The sequence below is a fragment of the Methanobrevibacter ruminantium M1 genome, from assembly GCF_000024185.1.
Taxonomy (GTDB): Archaea; Methanobacteriota; Methanobacteria; order Methanobacteriales; family Methanobacteriaceae; genus Methanobrevibacter; species Methanobrevibacter ruminantium.
In genome coordinates this window covers 2,499,227-2,524,495 of sequence record NC_013790.1, presented here as the reverse complement: position 1 = coordinate 2,524,495, position 25,269 = coordinate 2,499,227, and the positions used below count along the sequence as shown (strand labels likewise).

Genomic DNA, 25,269 nt, shown 5'->3' with positions numbered 1-25,269 from the left:
TCAATCAATCAATATGCTTTAATTAATCAGTAAGTTTCTCATCAATCAATCAGTATGGTTTAATCAATTAGTGTGGTTTTGTCATTTTATTAAGTAATTTTTAAATTATTTTATTAGGATTCCACCAATTCCCTGAATGTATTTTTCAACATAATCCTTTTCTTGCTTATTGAATAGGGAATAATGGAACTTATAAGTTCTTAAATCTTTTTCAATCTCTTTGTCTTTAAAGATGATATTTGCATCAATAACTGGTTCAATCCTTTTAAACATCTTAAGCAAATAGTCTTCATTAGCGCTTGAAGGGAATTTTGCTGTTAAATCAAAGGATTCCAACTTCAAATTCTTCTTTTTCCATTGGAAGAGCTCATCTTTATCCATTATGTCAATAGATGAAATCTTCAATTCAATCTCTTCATTGTTTTCATTCTCTATTGTAACAGTCTGTGAGCTGACCTTTCTAACAATGCCTATATATGCCTTTTTGGAGAATGCATCTTCCAATCCCACTTCTTCTCCAATTAATTTTGTTAGGATATTTGCCTTTTGATTCAACATGCTTATTGCCTTATCTGAGCGTACCAAAGCCTCTTCGATTTCATCAATATGCTCTGCTGATTCTGCAATGGCCTTTACAAAGTCTTCCTCGTCTCCCTCTTCTATCAGTTTTGATAGGCGCATGCTTTCTTTAATCAATGCATCTCTTGCATATGCAGTTTCCTTATTGTTCTTTTGTATTGAATAGTAAAGGTAAGGGTTTTGATAGACAACACGACTTATCATATCAAGCATTAGGCTATAGACTGGACTGGAAAATGATCTTGACTTCTTGACATTTATGTTTAGCTTCTTTATTGTTGAAGCAAGGCTTATGAATGAGAAATGGGTAAGTCCTTGAACGATGCTCATATATTTGTCATGCTCATCAGGGCTTGTAATGACGATTTCGCATTCCTTTTTCTCTAGATATTCCTTTACAAGTGTCCAACTATTTGACCTGTTTTCAATTGGAGTCAATACCACTATCTGCCTTTTAAGGGTAGGGACTCTTGGACCAAACATTGGATGGCATGGCAATATCTCCACATCTTTAGGAGCGTATTTTTCCAATGCTTCAGCAGGCTCTTTCTTTATGCTTGCAACATCCATTAATAATGATCCCTTAGGTGCATGGGGAGCCACTTCCTTTATGGTGGTGGCCATATGCTCTATAGGCACGCTGAAGATAATTATATTTGCATCCTTTATTGCATCAATATTGTCATTATTGTAGCTAACCTTTAGTTCATTGGCCACTTCTTGCCCTTCTGCTTGATTTCGGCTTGTTATGGTGATATTAAAGTCTTCTTTTAAGTGTTGGGCTATCCATTTGCCGAGACCTCTGCTAGCTCCAATAATTGTCATATTTTTATTATCTTCATTAGTCATTCTTTGCCTTTTTTGATTTATTTTTATTTATTTGACTTTTTTAATGCATTTTTTGATGTATTTTTATTTATTTTGACTTTTTTAATCAAATGAGGGTTGTTTAGCCAAGCTAGTTCATATATATATGAATTATTTAGAATCAATCTCTTTCTTTGGGGCCTTTCTAGGTTTTTTCTAATTAATATAGGATTTTTCAATATATTTTTCATTAATATATTTATCATAAATGGCTAACCTTTCCTTTAACTGGTATCCTGCATCGTTTGTTAGCTTTTCAAGCCTTTCAAGGGTTGGCCATGGTGAGGATGGATTTACATAGTCTTCACTTAATGGAGAAACTCCTCCCCAGTCGTCTGTTCCGCAAAGAAGGAATATCTGGCTTGTTTCATAGTTGAGGTTTGGTGGCACTTGAACTGAAACATCCTCATCAAAGAGCAATTGTGCAGCTGCAACGGTTCTAACCATATCTAAAAGGCTTGGCTCTTCATGGCTTTCCATTTCAATTCCAGGACTTACTGTAAAGTTTTGAATGATTACCTCTTGAATATGCCCATACTTATCACAAAGTTCCTTTATTTTAAGTAGGGAATCAGCTATTTCTTCTTTTGTTTCACCGATTCCAATAAGTATTCCAGTTGTATATGCAATATTAAGTTTTCCTGCATTTTCTATAGTTTCAAGACGTATTTTAGGATCTTTTCCAGGACTCTTTTTATGGGCAATAGTATTCATCAATCGTTCTGATGAGTTTTCCAGCATCATTCCCATAGAGATATTGTATTCTTTAAGCTTTTTCATATCTTCATATGAGAAGTTTCCAGCATTGGTGTGTGGCAGAAGGTCTGTTTCCTCTACTGTCATTTTACAGATGTCATAAATGTAATCTGGCATATTCTCATAGCCTAATTTCTCAAGCTTGATTTTTACAGCAGGTTCTTCATCTGCATCCTCTCCCATTGTAAACAATGCCTCTTTGCAGCCATATTTTTCTGCTTCCTTTAAAGTGGCTAATATCTCTTCCTTTTCAAGCAATATGGTTGCATCAGGATCATCTGGGCTTTGCTTGAATGCACAGTATCCACAGTCATTTTTACATATCTTTGTGATTGGGATAAAGACATTTTTTGAATATGTGACGAAAGTGTTTTCCCTTTTGGAATTAGCTAAATCCATGATTTTTAGAATGTCTTCCTTTTTGCATTCTAAAATGGATATTAGGTCGTTGCGACTAAGGTTTTCAAAATCAATATTGGATAAATTAGACATTTTACACCAGTTTTTATTTTATTTTTTCATCAGTTTTTTTTTAAGATAATTATCAAAGGAAGATATTTATTTCATATCATTATCAGTCTCTTCCCTTTCAGATGCTGTAACTTCCACATATAATGGACCAAATCCAGATTTGTCTTTCCAGATTGCTACAAATGCTCCAGCATATGGCATTAAGAATAGCTTGTATTCCACATGCAATCCCATAGTTTCTAATTGCTCTTTCATTCTAAGGAGCCCTCCACTGTCTGGGGCTGTATCAATGGATTCTGCATCTCTTATATATGAATCTACTTTTTCTACAAAGTTTTTACCTGCATCAGATAATACATCAACTTCTCTTGCCTTAAGAATGTCTTCAAGCTCTGCTAATTTAGGTTCCATTTCTTCTATTTCAATCTTGTCACGGCTTATTCCTCTTACAATGAGGGTGTGTTCACCATGAAATGCTGGTCTTGATCCTTTAAATGCATTGAAATGTCCTATTATTTGTCCTGTAATTTTTGGTAATATTTCTGACATAAAATCACTTATATATTCATTTTTTAATTGTTTTTTAATTGATTAGTTTTTTTTATTATGATTTCTACAAGGTTTAATAATCATTTATTAATTTATAGAATTTATATAGTTATTTTTAATTTAGATAGTATATATATTTTACAAAGTAAATTCTAAAATTATTATTTTCTAATTTTTTAAAAAAGGAGAGCTTTTGATTTGCTATTTTAAGAAGAAGGGTATTGTTTTTTCATTATTTGAAATTTATGGTGTTTAAAAAGAGTATAAAAAAATAAGGGAAGAAAATGATTAATTTTCTTCAATATTGAATTTAATTAAATTCGTTTAAAAAGACTTATTCAAATCTTTTGGCTTAAATTTGTTTAAAGAAGACTTATTCAAATCTTTCGGCTAAGTCTGCTTTTTCTTCTTCAATGGTTTCTTCTAAGGCATCTACAGCAATATCAATGTTTTCTTTGATTATTTGGGTTTCAACTTCGATAGCAGCTAATTCAATAGCTTTCTCGATGTCTTTTTCCATGTTTTTAATCAATTCATTTTTAGCCTTTTGCATTTTTAACTGTGCATTTAAGAAGATTTCCTCTAATTTGTTTTCTGCCTTGAAGATAACAAGTTCCAAAGGTTTGTCTGGGTATTTGTCAAGCTCTTTGTCAATGGCATCTAATAATTTTAAAATCTCATTGTCTGCATCATCTAAAGCCTTATCAACCTTTTTATCAGCTTTTTCAAGATGTTTTGCTATTTTCTTATCGTTGATTGTAGTTTTGATGTCGTTCTTTTTCTCTTGAGCTCTGATTCTAGCGTTAGCTTTGTTCTTTTCAATTTTTAACTTTTACTCTTCGGCTTTGATTTTGTCAGTTTCTTTTCTTTTTTCTACTTTTTCGGATAATTCTTCTTTCTTTTCTTCTAAAGTCATTTTAATCCCTCTCTAGGATTTAAGCCAATCAATTAAAGAATAATCATGATTCGCTATAATATTATTTTTAGAAATAGTTAATAAATTGTTTTATTGAAGTTTTTTTTTAATTCTTATTGAATAGTTTGCTTCAATTTAAAAGAGTATATTTTTTTAATTTTTATTGAATTATTATTTCAGTTTAAAAGATTTTTTAAAAAAAGTAGTTGTTTTGAGTTAAAAACTCAAAACAATCATCTTAAACTTATTTTAAGGTTAATATACCTTTTGTGCTGACTTGAGCGTATCCGCTGTCACCGGCATATTTTGCAGTAAAGCTGTAAGTTCCTTTCTTAGATAAGCTTACGTTTACAGTTGCTACACCTTTTTCATCTGTTTTAGCAGTGTAGGTTTTGCCGTTTACAGTTACACTGATCTTTTTATCTTTAATTGCATTGTCTTTTGCAGATTTTAATGTAACCTTAATGTTTTTGGTTTTGGCATCTGCTTTGTATGTAGCATCTTTAGTTGTAATCTTTGGAGTTTGTTTGCTTACTTTGATTTTTGCAACAATGAATGATGCGTTATAAGCGTCATCTCCTAAGTAACATACAGCAAAGGTGTAATCACCAGTGTAGAAAAGGTTGATTTGCAATTTGGTTTGTCCTTTATCATCGGTGGTTCTGTTATAGATTTTACCGTTGAATCCGATTTGGACGAATCTGTTAGCTAAAGCTTTTCCTTCGTTGTCTTTTAAAGTGACTTGGAAGTATTCACCGATTCTGCCATCGACTTTTTCGTTTACAGAGGTGGTGTTCATGTCTTCATATTCAATGACGGTTCCCATTCTTTCAACATTTACAAAGAAGTCGAAGGTTTTGTTGGTTTCTTTATAGTTGAGTAATAATTCATAGTCACCTTTAAGTAAGTTGCTAAAGGCAATGCTTGCTTTACCTTCCTCATTGGCAGTGACTTTTCCTTTGTCTTCACCGTTTAGGAAAACATTGATTTCTCCGCCAGCTATTGGTTTTTCATATCCGTCGGTTAAAAGGATGGATACAGTTGTGTTGTCAGACATGTTTTTAGCAGTTTCGATGGTTGCATTGATTAAAACATCTTCTAAAGGAGTAATGGTTAGTTTTGCAGTGTCGTTAATGGCTCCATTGTAGTTTCTGTTGCTTAAGTATTCAACGCTTACATTATAGACTCCTTTTTCAAAGACATATGCAAATTTAGCGCCGGTATTATTGCCTCCTCCCATTAACATTGCGAGAATGCTTGCAATATCGAAGTCTCCGGTTCCGTTTCCAGTTCCGTTACCTGTGCTGTTTCCGCCAATACCTGGGATGCCTGTTCCGTTTCCAGTTCCGTTGGTTCCGTTTCTGTTGAATAAGTCACCTATTCCGGTTCCGTTTCCAGTTCCGTTGGTTCCGTTTCTGTTGAATAAGTCACCTATTCCGGTTCCGTTTCCAGTTCCGTTGGTTCCGTTTCTGTTGAATAAGTCACCTATTCCAGTTCCTGTTCCGTTACCTGTGCTGTTTCCGCCAAATATTCCAATAATATCAGCAATATTAAATCCTGCAGAGCTATTGTCGTTTAGTTTAATATGTTTGCTTATTACATCATTTTCCCAGACTATTGTTACAATGACATCTCCAGGGATTGCTTTACCTTTGTCATCAGTTACATTAAATGGAATGGTTATATAATCTCCACTTTTTACAGTTACATCACTAACGCTTACGATAGGAGTGACTTTAGTAATGTTGAGGGTGGATCTGCCTCCAAATGAGGAAGTTCCATTATGTACTACTGCTTCAATGAAATATTTTCCTACATCGAGAGTGCTTGCTGGAATAACATAACTTGCTTTTCCTTCTGCTGATAGATTTAAATCTCCTTTGTCTTCACCGTCAATGAAAAGTTTTATGGTGCTGTCATCAGCTAAAGTGCCGTTGACGCTGATATCAATAGTTGCATTTTCATTGTAAGGAGTGTTTTGTGTAACTACTGAAACTTCATCTGCATCAGATAAAACATTTTTATCTGTAGCTTGTACATCATCTACACTTACTTCACTAATTTCTGAACTTGCTAGGTCAATATCTGCGTCTACCATGTCATCTGCAGCACTTGCTGCGCTTATAGCAAGAATTGAAATAAGAAGCAGTGAGATCATTAATAAAGATTTATTAATTCTCATTATTTTATACCTCCATTGTTTAATGCTAATTTAATAAATCAGGTCAATTTTAAATAATTTTGAACAGTTTTCGTTTTCAATTAGGGTTCAATTCAAGAGTCTTTTTAAAATATCTTTTTACTGATTTAAGAGTTTATCAAAGATAAATTGATATTTTTTTCAATTTTCTCTTTTACAAGTTTATCAAAGATAAATATGATTAATTTAGGGTTCTTTTAATTGTTTAACTCTTTTTAAATAATTTTTTTTAAACAATTATTCTTTTTGCTTGTATAATCTTTTTTTTAATAATATTTTTAGATTGTTAATCTTTTTTTAATAATTGTTTTTGGGCTTGTTTAAGCATTTTATATAGCATCTGCTATTGGCTCTATATTATTGTTCTGATTGAATTTCATTAATTCATCATAACATGTTTTCAAGCTATCTACATTTGTTCCCTCTTTAGAAACCAAAATGATTTGCTTTTTGCCATCAACTTCAGCTATTTCCAATACTCCACAGTCTAAGGCAACATATCCTTTGGTAATATAGGAGATTACATGATCCATATCGTTATAGCTGTCAAAAACAAAGTTATATGTATTGTTTTCTCCTGAAACTATGCGATAGCTGCTGCTGTTTTCCAGATATGCTTCGCTAAGAATCTCATCATCATAATCCCAGATATTAATGTACATGTTTTGGTCTTCATTGTAAAAAGAATAATCAGACAGTGAGCTGTTAAAGCCATCATTGATTTTAAAGTCTGCTGCACTTGCTGAGCCAATGACTATAAAACAAAATAGTGCCAGTATCATTAATTTTTTATACATTTTACATCCTCTAAAAAATAATAGAATTATTTTCATTTATTTTTTGAAAATAATTCTTTTTAGGATTTTTTTTTATTCAATTAACTTTTATATAAGTTTTTTTTAAAAACCAACTTATTTTCTAATGTACTTAATAACTAAATATGCACCAAGGATTGCGCTGAATAGGAATCCGAAGAATCCGATTGCAGAGATGTCCCATACTTTTGGACCTTTGTCTGCTAGAATTGCAATTGAAGAACCTACAAGCAATGCAGATACAATCAATGCAATGGATAATTGGTTTTTCAAGTCATCGAGACCTGTGTGGTTCATATTTAATTCTAATTCACCTTTTTCAACCTTGTCAAGGGTGCTGTTAAGCCTGTCAGGCAAGTCTTTTAATAAGTGTTCAATCTCTACAATATAGTTGAATCCTCCGCCTACAAGGTTTCCAGGCTCGAATTTGGTCCTAATCATTTTCTTAGCGAATTCTTCAAGTTCGGCTGTAAGGTTGAAGTGAGGGTCTAATCTGTTTCCTGCATCTTCAATGAGCAATATTCCTCTTCCGATCATGATGAATTCCCTTGGAAGGATAATATTGTGGTTGATCATTACATTCATAAGGTTATCGAATATTCCATCCATTTGATCAAGGTCTACGCCTATGTAGCTGTTTAAGAGGTCATCAACATCTTCCCTGAACTCGTCAGTGTTCTGTTCTGGGGAGATGATATTCATATAGAGCAATTGATTGATTAAATGGTGTGAGTTTCCATCCAATAGGAGCAATATCAATTGGGCGAAGTTTGATCTGAATGTGTCGTTTACCACTCCCATCATACCAAAGTCGATGTAGCAAAGCTTAGCATCCTTTGTTACAAAGAGGTTACCTGGGTGTGGGTCTGCATGGAAGAATCCGTCAATCAATACTTGCTTTAGGTAGGATTGGGTTCCATATTGGGCAATTTCTGTATTGTTGATGCCTTCAATCTCATTGTCGAAAAGGTCTGTAACTTCGTATCCGTCAATGAGCTCCATGTTTATGAGCTTTGAACTGCAGTATTCAGGATAGACTTCAGGTATCTTAATGTATTCAACATCCTTAAAGTTATTTGTTATCTTATTGATGTTTCTTACTTCTTCCATATAGTCCAATTCCTTGAATATTGACCTTTCAAATTCCTTAGCCATTGCAGGTAAGTTATAGGTTCTTGAACCGGATACATGTTTGTCTACAGTTCCAGCTAGGTTATTCAAGATCTTTACATCCGGTACGATTACGTCATAGATTCCAGGCTTTTGAACCTTTACTGCAACTTCCATGCCGCTTTCCTTTAATGTTGCCCTATATACCTGGCCGATTGATGCAGAGCCTAATGGTTCTTCATTGAATTCAGAGTATACTTCTTCCAATGGCTTTCCAAGCTCTCCTTCAATGACCTTTCTCATTTCTTCAAAAGGAGTTGCTGGAGTGTTGTCCCTTAAAAGCTTTAAGTCATCTGCAATATCATTTCCTACCATATCGGGCCTTGTAGCTAAAAGCTGACCTAATTTGATGAATGCAGGACCTAGCTCTTCCATTGCATATCTTAGGTCTGAAACTTCAAAGTCTTCATCGTCTTCGTTATTTGTTAATAGCTTTGCTAAGTGGTGTCTTTTTGCAACGCCGATGATCTCATCAAAACGTTGTCTTGCAGCTTTCTTTTCTTCTTTATTTCCCATATAATCACGACTTTTAAAAATTTAATTTTTTCTATTTTGCATTTAATAATGTTTGGATATTTAAATTTCAAAGAATTAATGCAATATAGAAAAAGATTTTAGAAAATGCTAATTCATTAAATAATTAAGTTATTAAATTATTAAGTCATTACACTTTAAAATATAGTAATATATATTATATAAGAGTTATGGTTTTTTGTCAATTCTTAAATATTTTTGCCTAATTTTTTTAAATTTTTAGTGGATTTTTTAAAATAATCATATTTTTATTTGATTTTGTCAATTTTTAGATTTTTAGGTTTTTTTTAGCTTTTAGGGATTTTTTAATGTGGTTAAGTTTTAAATCTTGTGGTGGTTTTTATTCAAGTTTTTAATCTGTGGTGGTGTGTTTTAGCTATTCATTAGTTTATTGGTGGGCGGGTGTTTTTTTATCTTGAATTTAGAAGGATAATTATAAAAATAAGAACTATCCATTTGAATAATCCTTATTAAATTACATTTGTTCATGAATAATCCCTATTAAATTACAATTATCCTTTTATTTTTTGTTTTTTTAAGGTAAAAGTCAATGCTCCTCCTATTGCAAGCAGCAATGCAGTCACATACATTACCAATCTCATAGCATCCTGTACGACCTTGCTCACAATCTTTTCCTTTAGGCTGTTTTCATGCTTAAGCTCTGTTGTATTAACATTTCCTAATTTTTCAAAGTAGCCCTGCACATTATCATGGAATTCTTGGTTTGTGACCTTATCTGGAGCATAGGTATTTATTGCATCATGCATTCCTCCAACTGCTCCAACGATTAGGATGATTCCAATGATTGCAGTTCCCATAGACATTCCCAGACTTTGTCCTGTGCTTACAAATCCTGATGCACTGCTTTGGCTTTCGGGAGGGGTGTTTATAAGTGCTGTATCTACGCTTAATGCCATTGGAAAACCAAGTCCTGCACCATAGATAAACATCCCTGGAAGGAGATCGATGAATCTTGTAGTTAGTGTAAACTGATAGCTTAAAAGGAGGCATCCCACAATAGCAATTGAAAAACCGATTATCATTGCATATTTATGGCTTAGTCTGATTGCGAATTTCGGTGCCATTATTGAAAATATAAGCATTCCAAAGGTGAGAGGCAATAGGACAATCCCTGTATTGAATGCAGAGAGCTTGAGAACTGTCTGAAGGTAGATTGATATTGAAAACAATGAGCCTCCCATTGCAATTGCAGTTATAAGTCTAATCAATGTGCCGCGGGATAGATTTCTATCCTTTAAGAGGCTTACATCAAATAAAGGCATCTTTCCATTTGCCTTCCTTCTCTTTTCAAAGAGTCCAAATCCAATTAGCACGATTATGCTCGCAATGATTAGGCCTATGCTTAATCCGATTGTCTTTCCTGAAATCATTAAAACTCCTAAGACAAGCAATATTAATCCTATGGCTGAGAGAAGGGATCCTGTAATGTCCAAATCCTTTTTGCTTGCAGTTGATGCAAAGTTTGGAATTCTCTTGCGGAAGATAAATATTATAAGAATAATTAATAGTTCAAATACAAATCCATATCTCCAGGATAGGAATGTGGTTACAACACCTCCAAACAATGGTCCGATAGCTGCTGCAATTCCGACGATTGCGCTTGAGATTGCAAGGGCTGTTGTACGCATCTGGCCGTCATATGTTCCACTTATGATTGATATTGTAGCAGGTGTCATCAATGCTCCGCCAATACCTTCCAATAGTGACCATCCGATAAAGAGCATTATTGCATTTTGGCTGATTGAGGCAATGAATGCTCCTAAGCCGTAGACCAATGCTCCAGTTAGGAATATCTTTTTCTTTCCAAAGACATCCTGCATCTTTGAGCTTATAAGCATCAATGAAGCTGTAATCAAGGTATAAAAACTGATTATGGTTTGTATGGTTCCAACATCTGTGTTTAAGTCAATAACAAGTGGGGATATTGATACATTCATGAATGTGGCATCAAGAGCTATAATAAATGATGCAAAAGCCACTAGGATTAATGGCATCCAGGATACTTGTTTTTTAGTTTCATTCATCAAAATCACTTCGTTTATTAATTATAATTATGTTCAAATTCTATATTTAAATTTTTTATCTTGGTTAAAAATATGTGCTTTTTAGTAAAGGTTGTAAATTTTAATTTTTATCTAATTTGCATAATTATTTGCTTTTTAGTGAAGATAGTGAATTCAAATTCTTAATACTTGTAAATTTATTATTTTTATAAAAATTGTTAATTTTCTTGTTTTTTTATTTAAATAGGTAAATTTTGGCCGAATTTTTTAAAAAACTTTTTATATGATTTATTATAAAGTAAGTTATAAGAATTTATTCTTGAATTTTATTAAAAATTATAATAGCTTATTTTTAAGGGGGAGATATTATGGTTTTAATTAATTTTTTTAAATTGTTTTAGAGTGCTCTATCGTCTCTACCTTTTAAATACTATTTTGATTTTTAATTTTATAGAAATTAAGGTGATAATATGGTAGATGAAATAGACAGATTCGATGGAAAATACCTGTTTTTAAGTAATTTTTATATTTGTGACGTTGAATATGATGGAATACTTTATCCTCACACAGAGGCAGCATTTCATGCTCAAAAGGTCTTCGATGATGAGACTAAAATGAAATTTACTAATGTCACTCCAAAGCAATCGAAAAGATTGGGTCGTAAGGTAAAATTGCGTGAAGATTGGAATGAAGTCAAGGACAATATAATGTATGAAGTCTGTAAGGCTAAATTTGAACAGAATCCAGACATTCGTAAATTATTGCTTGAAACTGGCGATGCAACCTTGATTGAAGGAAACACTTGGAATGATCAATATTGGGGTGTTTGCAGAGGAAAGGGCAGAAACCAGTTAGGAAAGACTTTAATGAGAATTAGAGAGGAATTAAGAGAATAATTTTAAAAGTTTATCACATAGTTGTGATTTTATGAAAGGAAAAGATAAATGTGAGTTGCTTAAAAATATTAGACAAAAAATTGCAGATGAAAATAATATCGAGTATACGGCTGTAGAGTGTACATTTCAAGGAGATTGCACTGGAACTTGTCCTAAATGTGAATCTGAACTTGAATATTTGGATAAGGAACTTGAGAAAAAACAAAATGCTGGTGAAAATATAAATATTAAGAATATATTTTCTTCAGACGATTTTGATAAATCAGAATATGGTCTTCTTGATGAAAATATATTAGGTTAGAAATTATTTAAAGTAATTTTTTTCTATTTATTTTAATTTATTAGCTTAGAAATTATTTAAAGTAATTTTTTTCTATTTATTTTAATTTATTAGCTTAGAAATTATTTAAAGTAATTTCTTTTCTATTTATTTAATTACTTGTTATGAATTAAAATATTTTTAAGATTTCTAAAGAAAAAGTGATGAAAATGTATAAAATAAATGTTTCAAATATTTCACGATTAAGGACTTATACTGACGGGGATGGTGTTTCAACTTTAATTGGGTCCATGGGTTGTCCTTTAAGATGTGCATATTGTTTCAATCCTTTTTCTTGGGACGGTTCCCTTGAACCTAAAACTTATGCTGTTGATGAATTATATGAAGAAGTTAAAAGAGACAATATCTATTTTTTATCAACTGGCGGAGGCTTGGTTTTTGGTGGAGGGGAGCCATTGCTCTATCATGAATTTATCAAGGAATTTATTAAGAAATATAAATCAACCGGTTGGAAATTCACATTGGAAACATCACTTTCAGTTAAAAAGGATATTTTAAGGGATATTATTGACTATATTGATTTTTTTATAGTTGATACAAAGGATATGAATAAAAATAGGTATGAATTATATACAAAAGGAGATTATGAATTATTCTTATCAAACTTAAAATTTCTTATTGATAAAGTTGGATCTGATGGGATTAGAGTTCGGGTTCCTAAAATTCCTAAGTTAAATACCGTAGATGATGTTAAAACAAATTATCGGACTCTTAAAGATATGGGCTTTTCTAATATAGATGTCTTTAATTATGTGGAGATTGCTAAACACAGAAAAATCTCTCGTGTTGCTCTGGAAAATAAAAAAGATTTTGATGAAAGGCTATATGAAAATAAGATTAAATTTGTAGAGGATTATATCTTATCTGAGATTATGCTTAAGGTTCCTCCGATTTTGGATTTTCATATAAAGAAATTCCCAAATTCCTTTAATAAAAAATTTGAATTCTTATTTGAATACGATTCTATATTTAATGACGACCTGTTCTTTTTAAAGGAAGTCGTTATTTCTAAATTACAGGAGTGTTATGATTATTTGGATTTAAAATATGGCTTCTTTGTAATTTTTTACCCTGTTGGTTATTTGGAAAATAGATTAGATGATTCTTGTTTTGATTTGAGTATTATGAATAATCTAGTAAAATCTTTTGAAGGTTTAGATGAAATTGATAAGGAAAAACATGCATTGGAGTTATGGGAAGAAAATAAATGGGAATATATTGAATTTAAGTATTTCTGTCATGATTTAAATCATTTAAAAAATTTTTATGTTAATTTTAAAGATCATGGCTATAAATTAGATTCAAAATATATTTTATCAAATGCGTATGATGTTTGTCCATCTGATTTTGTAGTCCATATTAATCTTAGAAAAACTGGTAAGACTTATAATATAGTCGAAGAAGATTATTCAACACATCTTCTTGTTCAGAAATTTGATAAGGATATGAATCTAATTTCTCAAAGCATTTTTGAAAAGGGAATATAATTATTCAAAGCATTTTGAAAAAGATTACTTTTTTTTGGTCAAATTAGGCTAGTGAAGTTAAGTTTTAAGATTTTGGGGATAGATTAACTTTTGAAAAACCTTTTATATGATATTTGATTAATAATTAAATATCATTCTAGTGTTGAGGCATATTTATGAACGTATTAGTTTGTTCTATGTCAGCTATGGCTGAAACTGCAGGTCCTTATGGGAGAGCTAGAGCTCTTGTTGAAGCTTTAAAGGCATCTGGTATTGATGTAGCTACTTGCATGGCGGAAGACATTAATTATAAGCCAATCGATGGGATAAAAAATTATTATTTGAATGTTCCTATGCCTCTTGGACTTCCTAAGCCAATTGCAACTAGGACCTTTCCTATTGCACAGAAATTGGGAATCATTGAAAGGAAGAATGTAGGAAGCTTTGAAGATGTTCTCCATTTTACCGGAAACATTGACTATAAGTATTTGTGTGAAAGTGTGGCTAATATAAGAAAGGCAATCAATGACTTCAATCCTGACATAATTTACTCTGAATTTAATATCTCTGCAATATTGGCTTCTAAACTTGAAAATAAGAGATTATATGCAACTATAAGCTATCCTACACAAACTGAATATGCTTCTAATCCCAAATATGCTAAAGGACTAAAGAAGTTTTTAAGAGAAAATAATCTTCCAGATGTTAATTCCTCATTGGATCTTTTTAATTGGGCGGATAAGTCATTTGTTCCAAGCATTTATGAATTGGAGCCAATCGATAAGGATAATGTGACTTTCTGTGGAACTTGGAAGAATCTTAATGAAGGCTCTGTCTTTAAGGAAAATGATGAAAATATGGATTCTACAGATGAGAGGAATGCAATTTTAGTCTATATGGGAAGTGGGACTATATCTCCAAACAAGATGTTTAAAGAAATCAAAGATGCATTTATTGGAACAGAATATCAAGTTTATATTGCATCTCTTGGACTTGAGAAGTCAGATTTTGATAATATTCATATTGATAAGCGCTGGGATTTCTCCAAGCTTTTAAATGAATCTGTTCTCTTTATCAATCATGGAGGTCAAAACAGTGTGGTTGATGGATTTATTTATGGAGTTCCTCAATTGATTTGTCCTGGAAGAGTCTTTGAACGGATTTATAATGGAAAATCAGTTGAAAAGGTTGATGCAGGTAAAATATTGGAAATTACTGATTTTAAAGGGGAGATTATCAAATCTGAAAGTGAAAAAATCATTAAGGATGACTCTTTTAGGAATAATTCCAAATCAATCGGAGATAAGTTAAAATCACTAAATGGTATTGATTTGATTATAGATTCTATCAAGAAAGGCTAATATTATTTTTAGTTATAGATTCTATCAAGAAAGGATAGAATTTTTAGGAGAGGATTTTTTAAAAATACTTTTCATATGGTCTTGGAAAAAAGATTTATATTATCTTGATTAATATAAGTGTATAGATTTATTAAGGAAAATGATATTTATGGAAAATTTCGAAAATCAAAAGTTTTGTCAATCTTGTGCAATGCCTATGACTGAAGAACTCTATGGAACCAATGCAGACGGTTCTAAAAACGATGAGTACTGCATCTATTGCTTTAAGGATGGTGAATTCACTTCAGATATGACTATGGAAGAAATGATGAATTTCTGCATTGAAAAGATGGTAGAGGTTCATCCGGAGATGGACAAGGAAGAAGCTTCTAAAATGATGAATGAAGTATTTCCTATGTTAAAAAGATGGGCTAAGGATTAAATTTTTTAATTTAATCTTCAAATTCTCTTTTTTTTTATTTTTTAATGCCCGTTTATTTGAGTTATGCTGTTTAAAAACAGAAATCTTTTTTTTAATTATTAAAAACAGTTTAATGGACCTAATATTGACTAAGTCTGGAATTACTATTAGAAACAGTTTAATAGGCCTAATATTGACTAAGTCTGGAATTACTATTAGAAACAGTTTAATAGGCCTGATATTGACTAAGTCTATAGAATACTATTAAAAAGAGATTAATAAACCTTATATTAACTAGGTCTATTAATTTTAAAAATAGTCTTATTTTAATTAATATAAATTAAAGCAAATAAGCAATATTTGCATGTTTAAAAGAAAAAATTAATTAAATTAGTTTTTTTACTAATTTATGTTAAGTTCCTCTTTAAGGGAACCTAAAGTGGAAACTTTTTCTGCAAAAGCATTGTGTCTGTGAATACTTTCCTGATTTTCCTGTCTTGTGGTTATAAGAGTGTCGTCTGGAAGATGTGAAAACTCTTTTACGATTTTTTCATTCATTGTTCTAACACAATCCTCTACAAAAACAGGGTTCTTGTGGGCATTCATTACCACTGCATTTTCATCGGGACGTTTTAAAAGCTCTGAAATAGGTGAGCTCATTGATGATTCGATTATTTCAATAAGCTTTTCCCCATCGACATATTCATCCTCTGGAACTTCTATAAGAATGGTTCCCACTCCTCTTTGGTTGTGAGAAGCGAAAGTTACAGTGTCCAATACTTTTTGGCAAGTTTCTTCATCTAAGAATTTTAGTAAGTTGTTCTTATCCACTTCCCTTACAGATTCCTGTGCACAAGGGCATACTGTCATTCCAATGACTTCAGCACCAATGCTTTTTCTGATGCTGATTGTGTCGTCATCTTCACGGATACCGACAGCGTTAGCTATTAGTTTGCCCATTTCCTGGGACCTGTTGTCAGTTACTGGAGAGTCCTTCATGAACATATAGTCGCTGACCATGCTCACTTCAACACGCTTAGCGTATTCATGCTTTTCAAGCATTCTTGTGACTATGTCTGCGCAAAGGGATTCCACTCCTTTTTGGGAGCTTTGAGCAACTTCTTCTACTACTTCACTGATAGCTTCAGGAGTTCTAGACATATGAGTACCTTTTTGATCGCTTGGCAAATCTACAAAAGCGTCAAAAGTAGGTAATAATATGATTGGTCTTTTTTCTTTCCTTTTAAGAGTTAAAAGCTTCTTAACACCTGTCACACCTACTCTGCTTAAATGGATAGGTATTCTAGGTGCATCATCTTGTGTGTCTGGGAGACAAACTACCATTTTTGTTAACCTTCTTGTAAAATTTTTTATAAAATACTATAAAAAAATTTGTCCTATATAGTTAAACTATTTCTATAGTTCCTATAGTTTTAATTCAATTATAATATTTGTATGTTTATATATTTTCTATTAATTTCTTTAATATAATTTTCTATTATAAACGATACACTTTAATATATTTATAAAAATCTTTTATATAGTTTTAGTTTTGATTATTACATTTGATTGTTTTAGTATTATTTTTAGACAGTTTTTAGATTTTTGGGTCGAAAATTGCAAAAATAGTTAAATGGTTTATCTTTGGATAGTGATGATTTGGATTGGAAAAATAGTTTAATAGCTTATCTTTGGATAGTGATGATTTGGATTGGAAAAATAGTTAATGATTATAGAATTATTAAAATACATAAGAATTAGTAAAAAATATAAAAATAAAAGAAAAAGAGTTTATTTTAATGGATTAGTATAATTTAAAGAATAAATTTTAAGGGAGTACTTTAAATTAAAAATTAAAAAGAAAAAGGATTAAATAAAAATATTTAATCAATTTAAAGGATGTCAGCAGATCCGACGTCCTCTTTTACAATGTTAAGTACAGTTTGAGTAATTGTCTTTTCAATGCATCCTGTTTTAAGCAATTCCTTAAGGAAGGTGTCTAATTCATCAGTGTCCTTGAATTTGGCAATCACTATTGCATCGTACTGACCGGTTACATCATAAAGGCCTACAACATTCTTGTTTTTGGAAATGTCATGTTCCCATTGTTCTAATTCTTGACCTTTGACATTTACTCCAATAATGCTTGTAAGGGCATATCCTAACTTCTTATGGTTTAGGACAGGTGCAAATTTTTCAATTACTCCAGTCTTAAGCATTTTGTCAATACGATTGTGTACAGTTCCTACTGAAATTCCTAAATCGCGGGAGATCTGTCTGTATGAAATTCTAACATCATCATTTATGATTTTTAATATGCTAATGTCAGTTTCATCTAGTTGTATAATATCTTCATTAACTTTTGCACACATAATTTCACTCTTTAATCTTGTTAAGTATAGTATATTATGAAATGTATATTGTCTTAAAAATTTATTATTTTTTATACATTTTTATAATTAATTATATGTTATATTATTAATTTTTTATTATTTATATATTTTGCTTGATTTCCTTTATTTTTATCTATATTTTGATAAATTGTTTTTTTATCTTAATATTTTATTATTTTGTTGATATTTTTTTATCATTTTTATTTTAAAAATTTTAATGTTTATTTTGTTGCCTTTTATTCGGTAGATTTATTTTTATGATTGTTTTTATTCTTATTTTTTCTCTAAGGCTGTTCTGAATGGATTTATTTCTAAAATATCTTATTTAAACTTAATTCACTTAAATATTACTTTTTAGGTATTTTTTTACTTTTCATTAATTTTTCTCTAATCATTATTAATTGACTAAAATTGTTTCCTTTGCGGATAAGTGTTTATTGATTTTTGGCTTATTTTCTTTTCGAAAAATGATTTATTAATATTAAATTATTTATTTTCCACTTCTTCAGCCAATTTTAAGGATGTGTAAAATTATTTATTTTCCACTTCTTCAGCTAATTCCTTAACGATTTCTATCAATTCTCTACTGCTTGCATCGGTTTTTATTCCTAAAGGGCTGTAATGTGTCTTGACAGCATAGAATCCATTTTCCTTAAGCTTGTCAAAAACCAGATCCAACTTAGGGGCACTGATTTTAAGACTTCGACATATCTTATGGATGTCATAGAATGTGGCAGGTGCATCTGCTTCCATCTTGCATGAATTCAGTAGCTTCAATACTTTCTTTTTGGTATTGAGTTCCTTTTCATCTGCTATCTCAATCATTGATTCAATAAATTCCTTATTTTGAATAGGTCCTAGCCAAAGAGGTCCGGCAGTAACAAGCTTTTCACCGCATTCAGGACATATGTCGGGAACGCTTGTTGCAAGTCCATGGGATTCTGTTCTGTATAGACAGTTTTTGCAGTGGCTGATGTATCCTATGTTTTTTAAGGATTTGTCAGTTGCCTTTGAACCTTTTATGATCTTAAGGTAGACTCTCATATAATGCTCTGTGCTGTGGGACATCTTTACCTCTATATGCTTTTGATACTTTGCAAGTGTCAAGGCGGCAAATCCTATAATGATTCTAATTCCATTTTCATGATAGTATTCGCTTTTATAAGGCTTTGCATTGTATTTTCTAATGCAGGGTTCTGGATAAGTTCCAGATAGGCATGATGTGTCTGTAGCAGTCAAACAGAGCAATGAATCCCTTTTCAGATTGTATGCTGCTGAGTCTACAAATGGGGAAGGAGTTCCAAATGGGTCGATGTCAATAACATCGAAAAGTCCCATGTTTGTTCTAAGCTCTATGTTTGCTTCCTTTTGGTCTATGTTTACTTCAACATCGTTAAGCTCTGCATTTATTCTTGTAAATTCGTTTGCAAGAGGGCTGATGTCGTTTACAGATACTTCTCCAACTCCTTCTATTTCCTTTTTATATCTGATTCCCCTAATTCCGCTTCCGCCAAAAAGGTCACAGATGTTTATTTCACGGTCAACTTCCTTTTGATAGGCTTGCAGGGCTAATATGGAATTGTCTCGGTTAAATTCCATCTTTGGATTATAGAAGACTGGAGCATCTGAGGAGACCTTATCAAAGTCTGGAAATTTTATTTTGACTTTACCTTCTTCTATGATCTTTAATTCATCTTCAGTGTATGTTTTCAATTCCTCTTGGGGAAAATTGTCTTTATATTCTTCCATTTTATCTCCTCTGACGCTTTTGACTGTAAAAATGATTAAATTAGATTTTATTTATTTAATTTTATTTAATTTATTCTAATGATGTTTATTTAGATAATTTTTGTTTAATTTTTTTGTATTCTAAAATTTATTATTTTTTTATTCATAGATTTTATTAAATTATTGATTATAACAAAACTAATATAACATTAAAGAGTAATATTTTAGTATAAGGAATTTTAATTACTTAATTCTATGAATTTTTAATTAAGATTTTAAAATTTAACTGAATAAAAAAGCTAAATTTATTAAGATTTTAAAAACTAACTATTATATATTTAGAAAATCAACTAATTATATTTAATTACATTTTATATCTATAATTTTTATTTAATATAATTTTATTTTGTTTTATGTTCTTTAGGTGAAAATATGGCAGATATTAAAGTTTCTATAGCTAGTCCTATAATTGAAGAAGAAGAGATCAATGCAGTTGTTGAAGTAATGAAGTCTGGTATGATTGCTCAAGGTCCAAAGGTAATTGAGTTTGAAAAGGAATTTGCAGACTTTGTAGGTGCAAAATACGGAATTGCAACTAATTCTGGAACTTCTGCATTGCATGTTGCGCTTTTAGCTGCTGGAATTGGAAAAGGGGATGAGGTAATAACCACTCCATTTACATTTGCAGCAACCGGTAACTCCATCTTATACACTGGAGCTCGTCCTGTTTTTGTTGATATTAATGAAGACACCTTTACCATTGACCCATGTAAAATAGAAGAGGCAATAACCGATAAGACCAAAGCAATAATGCCTGTTCAATTATATGGTCAAGCTGCTGATATGGATCCTATAATGAAAATTGCAAAAGAACATGATTTGATTGTTATTGAAGATGCTGCTCAGGCACATGGTGCTGAATATAAAGGCAAAAAGGTTGGAAATCTTGGTGATATGGCTTGCTTTAGTTTTTATCCAACTAAAAACATGACTACAAGCGAAGGTGGAATGATCACCACCAATAATGAAGAGTTTGCAGAAAACGCTAGAATCTATAGGGCTCACGGATCTGCTACCAAATATCATCATGATGTATTGGGATACAACTTTAGAATGACTGACATTGGTGCAGCTATAGGTATTGAACAGCTTAAGAAGATAGATGGATTCAATGATAAGAGAATAGAAAATGCAAAATACCTTAATGAAGGATTGGCAGATTGCGATTTGGTTGAAACTCCTGTTGTAGAGGATGGATATAAGCATGTCTACCACCAATACACAGTTAAGGTCAAAGACGGCAAAAGGGATGCCCTTTCTGACTATCTGATTGAAAATGGCATTGGCAATGGAATTTATTATCCAATCCCATTATACGACCAGGTATTGTATACAGATATGGGATATAATCAAAGCCTTGAAGTAACTGATAAAACTGTTAAGGAGGTTTTATCACTTCCTATTCATGCAAAGCTTACTAAATTTGACTTGGATTTAATTATTGAAAAGGTTAAAAAGGCAAGTAAAGAGTTATAATTCTTTTTATGGATTATATATTCTTTATCTTATTTTTTTTATTTTATTTATTATCTGTTTTTTATCAAAAAGAGTATTTTTTATTCATTAGACTATTTTTTTATCAAATAGAGAGTTTTTTATAATATATATTAAGCTATTTTTTTAAAAGGAGTATTCTTTTATAATTTATTTAAACTATTTTTTTTTTAAAAAGAGTATTTTTTTATAATCTTATTTAGCTATTTTTTTTAAAAAAGAGGTTTTAGCAAGATTATTAATAAATAACCTTGCTAATTTGGTTGATATGATTTTTATTAATTAAGATTTAATTTTATCTTATTGGACCTAAATTGCAGTCCATCCACCATCAATGTTAATTAATTGACCGGTACAGAAGCTGGAAGCATCAGATGCTAAGTAGATTGCAATACCATCTAATTCTCCTTCTTTACCCCATCTGCCCATTGGACAGAATGCTTTAATTAACATGTCGAATTGTTCATCGCCAACAACATCAGCGGTTAGTTCGGATTCGAAGTATGCAGGACCGATTGCATTTACAGTAATGTTGTATGGAGCCCATTCAGCTGCTAATGTTTTGGTAAGGTTGTATACTCCTCCTTTTGCAGAGGTATATCCGGTAATTAATCCTCCGGTTAATGCAACTCTGGAGTGGATTGAACCCATGTTAATGATTTTACCGTATTCTTGTTTGACCATATATTCTCCGAATGCTTTGCAGCAGTAGAATACACCGGTTAAGTCGATTGCAATGTCTTTGTCCCATTCTTCTACAGGTTGTTCAACAACAGGAGCCATGTATCCTCTACCTGCACAGTTTACTAAGATGTCAACTCTTCCGTATTTGTCAATGATGTTTTTAGCAGCTGCTTCAACATTTGCATAGTCGGTTACGTCAACTACTTCGTAGGATGCTTCTACTCCATAGGTTTCTTTGATTTCTTCAACGTTTTCTTTTAATCTTTCTTCTCTTCTTGCAAGAAGTACGACTTTAGCGCCTTGGTCTGCATATGCTTTTCCGATTTGGAAACCTAATCCAGAAGATCCACCAGTAATTACTGCTACTTTATCCTTAATGTCAAATTAGTTTTTCATATTAAACACCTCATGAATTAAGATATTATCCACAAAATGAGATGAAGTGGAAAAATATAATAATTCGTTATGGAATGTTATATTGAACAATAAATATAAAATTTTCTTTTTAATTGAGTAAATTATTATTTTAATTAGAAAAAATTGAATATAATGATAATATTTTATTATAATGATGAAAGTTTTAAATAATGATAATTTTTTCGTATAATGATAATTTTAATAAAGTGTGGGTAAAGAATGAATGATTTTAAAAAAAGGTATTTGGCTAAAAAGGAATGATTTTAATAAAGTGTTGAGTAAATAATGTTTAATGCAATTATGGTGATGTAAAAAAAGCATTTTCTATTTTATTCTATCTTCAACGCTTTTTACTTTCTCTTTCAATGTCCTATTTTCCTTATCTCTTCTATCATCTATTTTTAGTACAGTATAAACTCTAGGAACGCCCATTTCAAAGATGGCTTCTTGAACATTTGCACAAACTTCATATAATTTATTTAGATTGTCTGTTTCTATTTGGGTTCCCATAGCGGTTATTTGGTAGTTTAAACCGCTCTCTTCGATTATTTGAACTGCCTTTGAAACGTATTCCCCTACTCCTGACTCTTCAATTCCCATTGGTATAATACATAAATCTGCTGTTATCATAGTTTAGTTTTTATACTTTGTATGATATAAAAGTTAATAGAAAACTTTTTTAATAATTTTTAAAGTCCCATTTTTTTTAAATTTTTAAGTGATATCATGAGCATAAACAAGGAAGAATTCAATGAAAAGATATTCTCTAGAATCAATAATCTAATAGACGATTATCAATTGATTAAAGAGGGTGAAAAGATAGCCATTGCCTTATCCGGTGGTAAAGATAGTGTTTTAACTCTTCATGCACTTAAAAATTATAAGGATAGTGCTGATTTTGACTTTGAGCTTGTGGCAATTTTAGTTGATGAGGGAATAGATGGCTATCGCCAGCATGGAATAGATGCTGCAGTAAATAATGCCCAGCTTTTGGAGATTCCTCTTATACAAAAGTCCTTTAAAGAAGAGGAGGGCTTTGCATTGGATGATATCTATTCCTATTTTAAGAGCGCTTGCATTCCTTGTGGGGTATTTAGGCGCAATATCTTAAATAAAACCGCTTATGAAATAGGTGCCGACAAGATTGCAACAGGACATAACCTTGATGATGAGATTCAGTCATTTCTAATGAGCTTTTCAAGGGGAGACACTGTAAAGTTCTCTAAATTCGGTCCGGAGCTTGATCAGATTCATGAAAAATTAGTTCCAAGGATAAAGCCATTGTGGAACACTCCTGAAAAGGAAGTAGGGATGTGGGCGATTCTGAATGGTGTTGAGATTCATTTGGATGAATGTCCTTATTCTAATCTGTCTTTAAGGGCTAAAATTAAGGAATTTTTAAATAAGACTGAGTCAAAGCATCCCGGCACTAAGGAGAATGTTTTAAACTCATTTATAAAGACACTTGATGTTGAGAATGTAAGGACTGTTTTAAGTGAGTGTGAAAGGTGCGGAGAGCCAACATCAGGTAGGGTCTGTAAAGCCTGTGAAATAAAGGACATAATTAGTGAAAATAGGGATTAAACTGCTTTATATTAGGGAAAAGAGTAAGACTAATTATTTTTCAGTATATGTGTTCTCTTTTAATTTCCCCTTTTTTCTTTCTATTTTTTATAATTTTTCAATTAACCCTTATTCTTTCCTATATAATGTTGGAGGTCTCTTAGTTTGCTGCCTTCCTCGATTTTGTCCTCTTCTTCTTCCTCGATTGTTTCTTGTATTTCTTCTTACATTCCTTCTAGGCTCGCTTCTTCTTTTATCTTCCACTATATTTTGCAATACATTTCTTCTTAGATCATTTCTTCTTCTATCTTCTTCTGTATCTCTTCTTCTTGCATTTCTTAGATTTGGCCTTGGAGTTTCTCTTCTAGTTCTACTTGGACTTTCTCTTCTAGTTCTACTTGGGGCGCTTCCTCTGGAGCTTCTTGGAGTTTCTCTTCTAGTTCTTCTCGGAGCACTTCTTCTGGATCTTCTTGTTTTAATAAATCTTATGAGCCTTAGCAATAAGACGAATAAGAGTGCTATAACTAGAACTACTCCTACAACTATAAATGCTAAATCTGTTAGGCTAAGATTGACTTTATCTACTTCAAAGCTCATTGAACCTAGGCTTTTATAGTTTGGAGCTATAGGAATGTCTTTTCCTTCTATAGTCACATTATTGAAGATTACATTGTCAACACAGCCAGTATAGTCTTTTCCAATAAGTGATCCATCTTCATTGGATATGTAAATGTCGGTTGTATTGTTGTTGCCATTTAAATGAACGTCATAAGTAATTATTTCACGTCTGTCATCTCCATAAAGGTCAGTTCTAGATAGATTTATCATTGCCTCTATTTTATCTGGCTCATCCAGTGAGACATATCCTCTTCTGGAAAGCTCATAATTATTTGGGATGGATATGTATTCTCCAACGTTTAATGTCCCTGTCTTGAGCTTTGTAGGTGTTGCAAAGCCGTAATTTCCATTAGGAGCCTTAATTACAACATGACCTCTTCCATACTTCTTTTTAATCTCCTGGATTTGAGTTAGATAATCTTCTGAGATGCTGTAATCCTTTGTAATCATCTTTGCAGTGATGTTTTCACAGATTTCACTGTCGATTCCATCGTCTATTCCACCTAATCCTATTATCCAGCCATCATTTGTGATTATGACATGGTTGAAGTATTTATTGTCAGTTTTATATTGCTTTATTGCAGGCTTTCCATGCCAATTGACCTTTTCAATAAATACATCTGCTGTATAGTTGGAATCACGTCTGTAGCACATTATGGATTCATTTCCATCTAATTGGAGGACAATTGAACAGCAGCCAAAGCTATCTGTTTCATTGCTCATGATAGCTGTTAAACCACTATCTGTTTCATTGCTTAGAATTGCGGTTAAATCGCTATCCTGATGGATGTCTGCACAATATACTCCAGCTATTGAAATAGATATTATAAAGATTACAAGTAAAAATATTTTCTTATTCACATTCATATAAATCAGTATTTTAATTATATTATTCTATTAGTTAGTATAGTATATTAAATTTAGTATTTTTTTACCTACATTATTTTTTCATCTACATTCTTTTTTGG

General features: G+C 31.7%; 21 protein-coding genes. 7 read left to right on the top strand and 14 right to left on the bottom strand.

All coding sequences use genetic code 11. From position 1 onward, the window contains the following. Positions 1–105: 105 nt before the first annotated feature. The 8 genes from MRU_RS09890 to MRU_RS09850 all read right to left on the bottom strand — a co-directional run bounded on the left by MRU_RS09890 (position 106) and on the right by MRU_RS09850 (position 10,872). Positions 106–1,428 carry a prephenate dehydrogenase gene (locus tag MRU_RS09890; protein ID WP_012956773.1) on the bottom strand — a complete coding sequence of 441 codons (1,323 nt, stop codon included), beginning with the start codon at positions 1,426–1,428 and terminating at the stop codon, positions 106–108. Positions 1,429–1,602: 174 nt separating this feature from the next. Beyond that, positions 1,603–2,601, bottom strand: a complete 999-nt coding sequence (gene cofG, locus MRU_RS09880; RefSeq protein ID WP_227717068.1) for a 7,8-didemethyl-8-hydroxy-5-deazariboflavin synthase subunit CofG — start codon at positions 2,599–2,601, stop codon at positions 1,603–1,605. A 159-nt stretch (positions 2,602–2,760) separates the two neighbouring features. After that, a complete protein-coding gene (locus MRU_RS09875; RefSeq protein WP_012956771.1) occupies positions 2,761–3,222 on the bottom strand; it encodes a DUF2120 domain-containing protein in 462 nt (153 codons plus the stop codon). A gap of 373 nt (positions 3,223–3,595) precedes the next feature. After that, positions 3,596–3,841, bottom strand: a complete 246-nt coding sequence (locus MRU_RS09870; protein ID WP_012956770.1) for a hypothetical protein — start codon at positions 3,839–3,841, stop codon at positions 3,596–3,598. Positions 3,842–4,382: 541 nt separating this feature from the next. Beyond that, positions 4,383–6,320 (bottom strand): Ig-like domain-containing protein, encoded by a 1,938-nt coding sequence (locus MRU_RS11765; protein ID WP_012956769.1) that lies wholly within the window; start codon positions 6,318–6,320, stop codon positions 4,383–4,385. A gap of 347 nt (positions 6,321–6,667) precedes the next feature. Further along, on the bottom strand, positions 6,668–7,135 hold the full coding sequence (locus MRU_RS09860; protein WP_012956768.1) for a hypothetical protein: 468 nt from the start codon (positions 7,133–7,135) through the stop codon (positions 6,668–6,670). Between the two features lie 114 nt (positions 7,136–7,249). Then, positions 7,250–8,839, bottom strand: a complete 1,590-nt coding sequence (locus tag MRU_RS09855) for an ABC1 kinase family protein (protein ID WP_012956767.1) — start codon at positions 8,837–8,839, stop codon at positions 7,250–7,252. Between the two features lie 530 nt (positions 8,840–9,369). Next, positions 9,370–10,872: an MFS transporter gene (locus MRU_RS09850; RefSeq protein WP_227717067.1), complete on the bottom strand. Its 1,503-nt coding sequence runs from the start codon at positions 10,870–10,872 to the stop codon at positions 9,370–9,372. Positions 10,873–11,351: 479 nt separating this feature from the next. Between MRU_RS09850 and MRU_RS09845 the strand changes: the two genes are divergently transcribed. The 5 genes from MRU_RS09845 (at position 11,352) to MRU_RS09825 (ending at position 15,365) form a co-directional block, all read left to right on the top strand. Beyond that, the gene (locus MRU_RS09845) at positions 11,352–11,777 is read left to right on the top strand and encodes an NADAR family protein (RefSeq protein ID WP_012956765.1); all 426 of its coding nucleotides are present in this window, start codon (positions 11,352–11,354) and stop codon (positions 11,775–11,777) included. Between the two features lie 31 nt (positions 11,778–11,808). Further along, positions 11,809–12,078, top strand: a complete 270-nt coding sequence (locus MRU_RS09840; RefSeq protein ID WP_012956764.1) for a hypothetical protein — start codon at positions 11,809–11,811, stop codon at positions 12,076–12,078. Between the two features lie 188 nt (positions 12,079–12,266). Next, positions 12,267–13,604: a radical SAM protein gene (locus MRU_RS11450; RefSeq protein ID WP_083777655.1), complete on the top strand. Its 1,338-nt coding sequence runs from the start codon at positions 12,267–12,269 to the stop codon at positions 13,602–13,604. A gap of 155 nt (positions 13,605–13,759) precedes the next feature. Next, positions 13,760–14,944, top strand: a complete 1,185-nt coding sequence (locus MRU_RS09830; RefSeq protein ID WP_012956762.1) for a glycosyltransferase — start codon at positions 13,760–13,762, stop codon at positions 14,942–14,944. 148 nt (positions 14,945–15,092) lie between these two features. Next, entirely contained in the window at positions 15,093–15,365 is a 273-nt protein-coding gene (locus tag MRU_RS09825) for a zinc ribbon domain-containing protein (protein WP_143714333.1), read from the top strand. Between the two features lie 381 nt (positions 15,366–15,746). Here MRU_RS09825 and mptA read toward each other — a convergent pair whose 3' ends face one another. From mptA to MRU_RS09810, 3 genes are all read right to left on the bottom strand, one after another. Further along, positions 15,747–16,688, bottom strand: a complete 942-nt coding sequence (mptA, locus tag MRU_RS09820) for a GTP cyclohydrolase MptA (RefSeq protein WP_012956760.1) — start codon at positions 16,686–16,688, stop codon at positions 15,747–15,749. Between the two features lie 548 nt (positions 16,689–17,236). Continuing rightward, positions 17,237–17,716: an Lrp/AsnC family transcriptional regulator gene (locus tag MRU_RS09815; RefSeq protein WP_012956759.1), complete on the bottom strand. Its 480-nt coding sequence runs from the start codon at positions 17,714–17,716 to the stop codon at positions 17,237–17,239. 552 nt (positions 17,717–18,268) lie between these two features. Then, on the bottom strand, positions 18,269–19,486 hold the full coding sequence (locus MRU_RS09810) for a tRNA (guanine(10)-N(2))-dimethyltransferase (RefSeq protein WP_012956758.1): 1,218 nt from the start codon (positions 19,484–19,486) through the stop codon (positions 18,269–18,271). Between the two features lie 411 nt (positions 19,487–19,897). On the opposite strand from MRU_RS09810, the gene MRU_RS09805 reads away from it, so the two are divergent. Then, on the top strand, positions 19,898–21,001 hold the full coding sequence (locus MRU_RS09805; protein ID WP_012956757.1) for a DegT/DnrJ/EryC1/StrS family aminotransferase: 1,104 nt from the start codon (positions 19,898–19,900) through the stop codon (positions 20,999–21,001). A gap of 327 nt (positions 21,002–21,328) precedes the next feature. Here the strand turns inward: MRU_RS09805 and MRU_RS09800 are convergent, their stop codons facing one another. Together MRU_RS09800 and MRU_RS09795 are read right to left on the bottom strand one after the other, a co-directional pair. After that, positions 21,329–22,027 carry an SDR family NAD(P)-dependent oxidoreductase gene (locus tag MRU_RS09800; protein ID WP_265101252.1) on the bottom strand — a complete coding sequence of 233 codons (699 nt, stop codon included), beginning with the start codon at positions 22,025–22,027 and terminating at the stop codon, positions 21,329–21,331. A gap of 417 nt (positions 22,028–22,444) precedes the next feature. Continuing rightward, positions 22,445–22,750 (bottom strand): MTH1187 family thiamine-binding protein, encoded by a 306-nt coding sequence (locus MRU_RS09795; protein ID WP_048812513.1) that lies wholly within the window; start codon positions 22,748–22,750, stop codon positions 22,445–22,447. Between the two features lie 96 nt (positions 22,751–22,846). Here MRU_RS09795 and MRU_RS09790 point away from each other — a divergent pair, with 96 nt between their 5' ends. Then, entirely contained in the window at positions 22,847–23,704 is an 858-nt protein-coding gene (locus MRU_RS09790) for a TIGR00269 family protein (RefSeq protein ID WP_012956754.1), read from the top strand. A 108-nt stretch (positions 23,705–23,812) separates the two neighbouring features. On the opposite strand, the gene MRU_RS09785 is transcribed toward MRU_RS09790, so the two are convergent. Next, entirely contained in the window at positions 23,813–25,168 is a 1,356-nt protein-coding gene (locus MRU_RS09785; protein WP_012956753.1) for a hypothetical protein, read from the bottom strand. Positions 25,169–25,269: the final 101 nt, after the last annotated feature.

Bases quoted from the DNA above. Each gene is read 5' to 3' on its own strand.
- MRU_RS09860 (WP_012956768.1), bottom strand. From the start codon at position 7,135: ATGTATAAAAAATTAATGATACTGGCACTATTTTGTTTTATAGTCATT.
- MRU_RS09840 (WP_012956764.1), top strand. From the start codon at position 11,809: ATGAAAGGAAAAGATAAATGTGAGTTGCTTAAAAATATTAGACAAAAA.
- MRU_RS11450 (WP_083777655.1), top strand. From the start codon at position 12,267: ATGTATAAAATAAATGTTTCAAATATTTCACGATTAAGGACTTATACT.
- MRU_RS09830 (WP_012956762.1), top strand. From the start codon at position 13,760: ATGAACGTATTAGTTTGTTCTATGTCAGCTATGGCTGAAACTGCAGGT.
- MRU_RS09855 (WP_012956767.1), bottom strand. From the start codon at position 8,839: ATGGGAAATAAAGAAGAAAAGAAAGCTGCAAGACAACGTTTTGATGAG.
- mptA (WP_012956760.1), bottom strand. From the start codon at position 16,688: ATGGTAGTTTGTCTCCCAGACACACAAGATGATGCACCTAGAATACCT.
- MRU_RS09875 (WP_012956771.1), bottom strand. From the start codon at position 3,222: ATGTCAGAAATATTACCAAAAATTACAGGACAAATAATAGGACATTTC.
- MRU_RS09795 (WP_048812513.1), bottom strand. From the start codon at position 22,750: ATGATAACAGCAGATTTATGTATTATACCAATGGGAATTGAAGAGTCA.
- MRU_RS09825 (WP_143714333.1), top strand. From the start codon at position 15,093: ATGGAAAATTTCGAAAATCAAAAGTTTTGTCAATCTTGTGCAATGCCT.
- MRU_RS11765 (WP_012956769.1), bottom strand. From the start codon at position 6,320: ATGAGAATTAATAAATCTTTATTAATGATCTCACTGCTTCTTATTTCA.
- MRU_RS09845 (WP_012956765.1), top strand. From the start codon at position 11,352: ATGGTAGATGAAATAGACAGATTCGATGGAAAATACCTGTTTTTAAGT.
- MRU_RS09815 (WP_012956759.1), bottom strand. From the start codon at position 17,716: ATGTGTGCAAAAGTTAATGAAGATATTATACAACTAGATGAAACTGAC.
- MRU_RS09850 (WP_227717067.1), bottom strand. From the start codon at position 10,872: ATGCCATTAATCCTAGTGGCTTTTGCATCATTTATTATAGCTCTTGAT.
- MRU_RS09785 (WP_012956753.1), bottom strand. From the start codon at position 25,168: ATGAATGTGAATAAGAAAATATTTTTACTTGTAATCTTTATAATATCT.
- cofG (WP_227717068.1), bottom strand. From the start codon at position 2,601: ATGGATTTAGCTAATTCCAAAAGGGAAAACACTTTCGTCACATATTCA.
- MRU_RS09890 (WP_012956773.1), bottom strand. From the start codon at position 1,428: ATGACTAATGAAGATAATAAAAATATGACAATTATTGGAGCTAGCAGA.
- MRU_RS09790 (WP_012956754.1), top strand. From the start codon at position 22,847: ATGAGCATAAACAAGGAAGAATTCAATGAAAAGATATTCTCTAGAATC.
- MRU_RS09810 (WP_012956758.1), bottom strand. From the start codon at position 19,486: ATGGAAGAATATAAAGACAATTTTCCCCAAGAGGAATTGAAAACATAC.
- MRU_RS09805 (WP_012956757.1), top strand. From the start codon at position 19,898: ATGGCAGATATTAAAGTTTCTATAGCTAGTCCTATAATTGAAGAAGAA.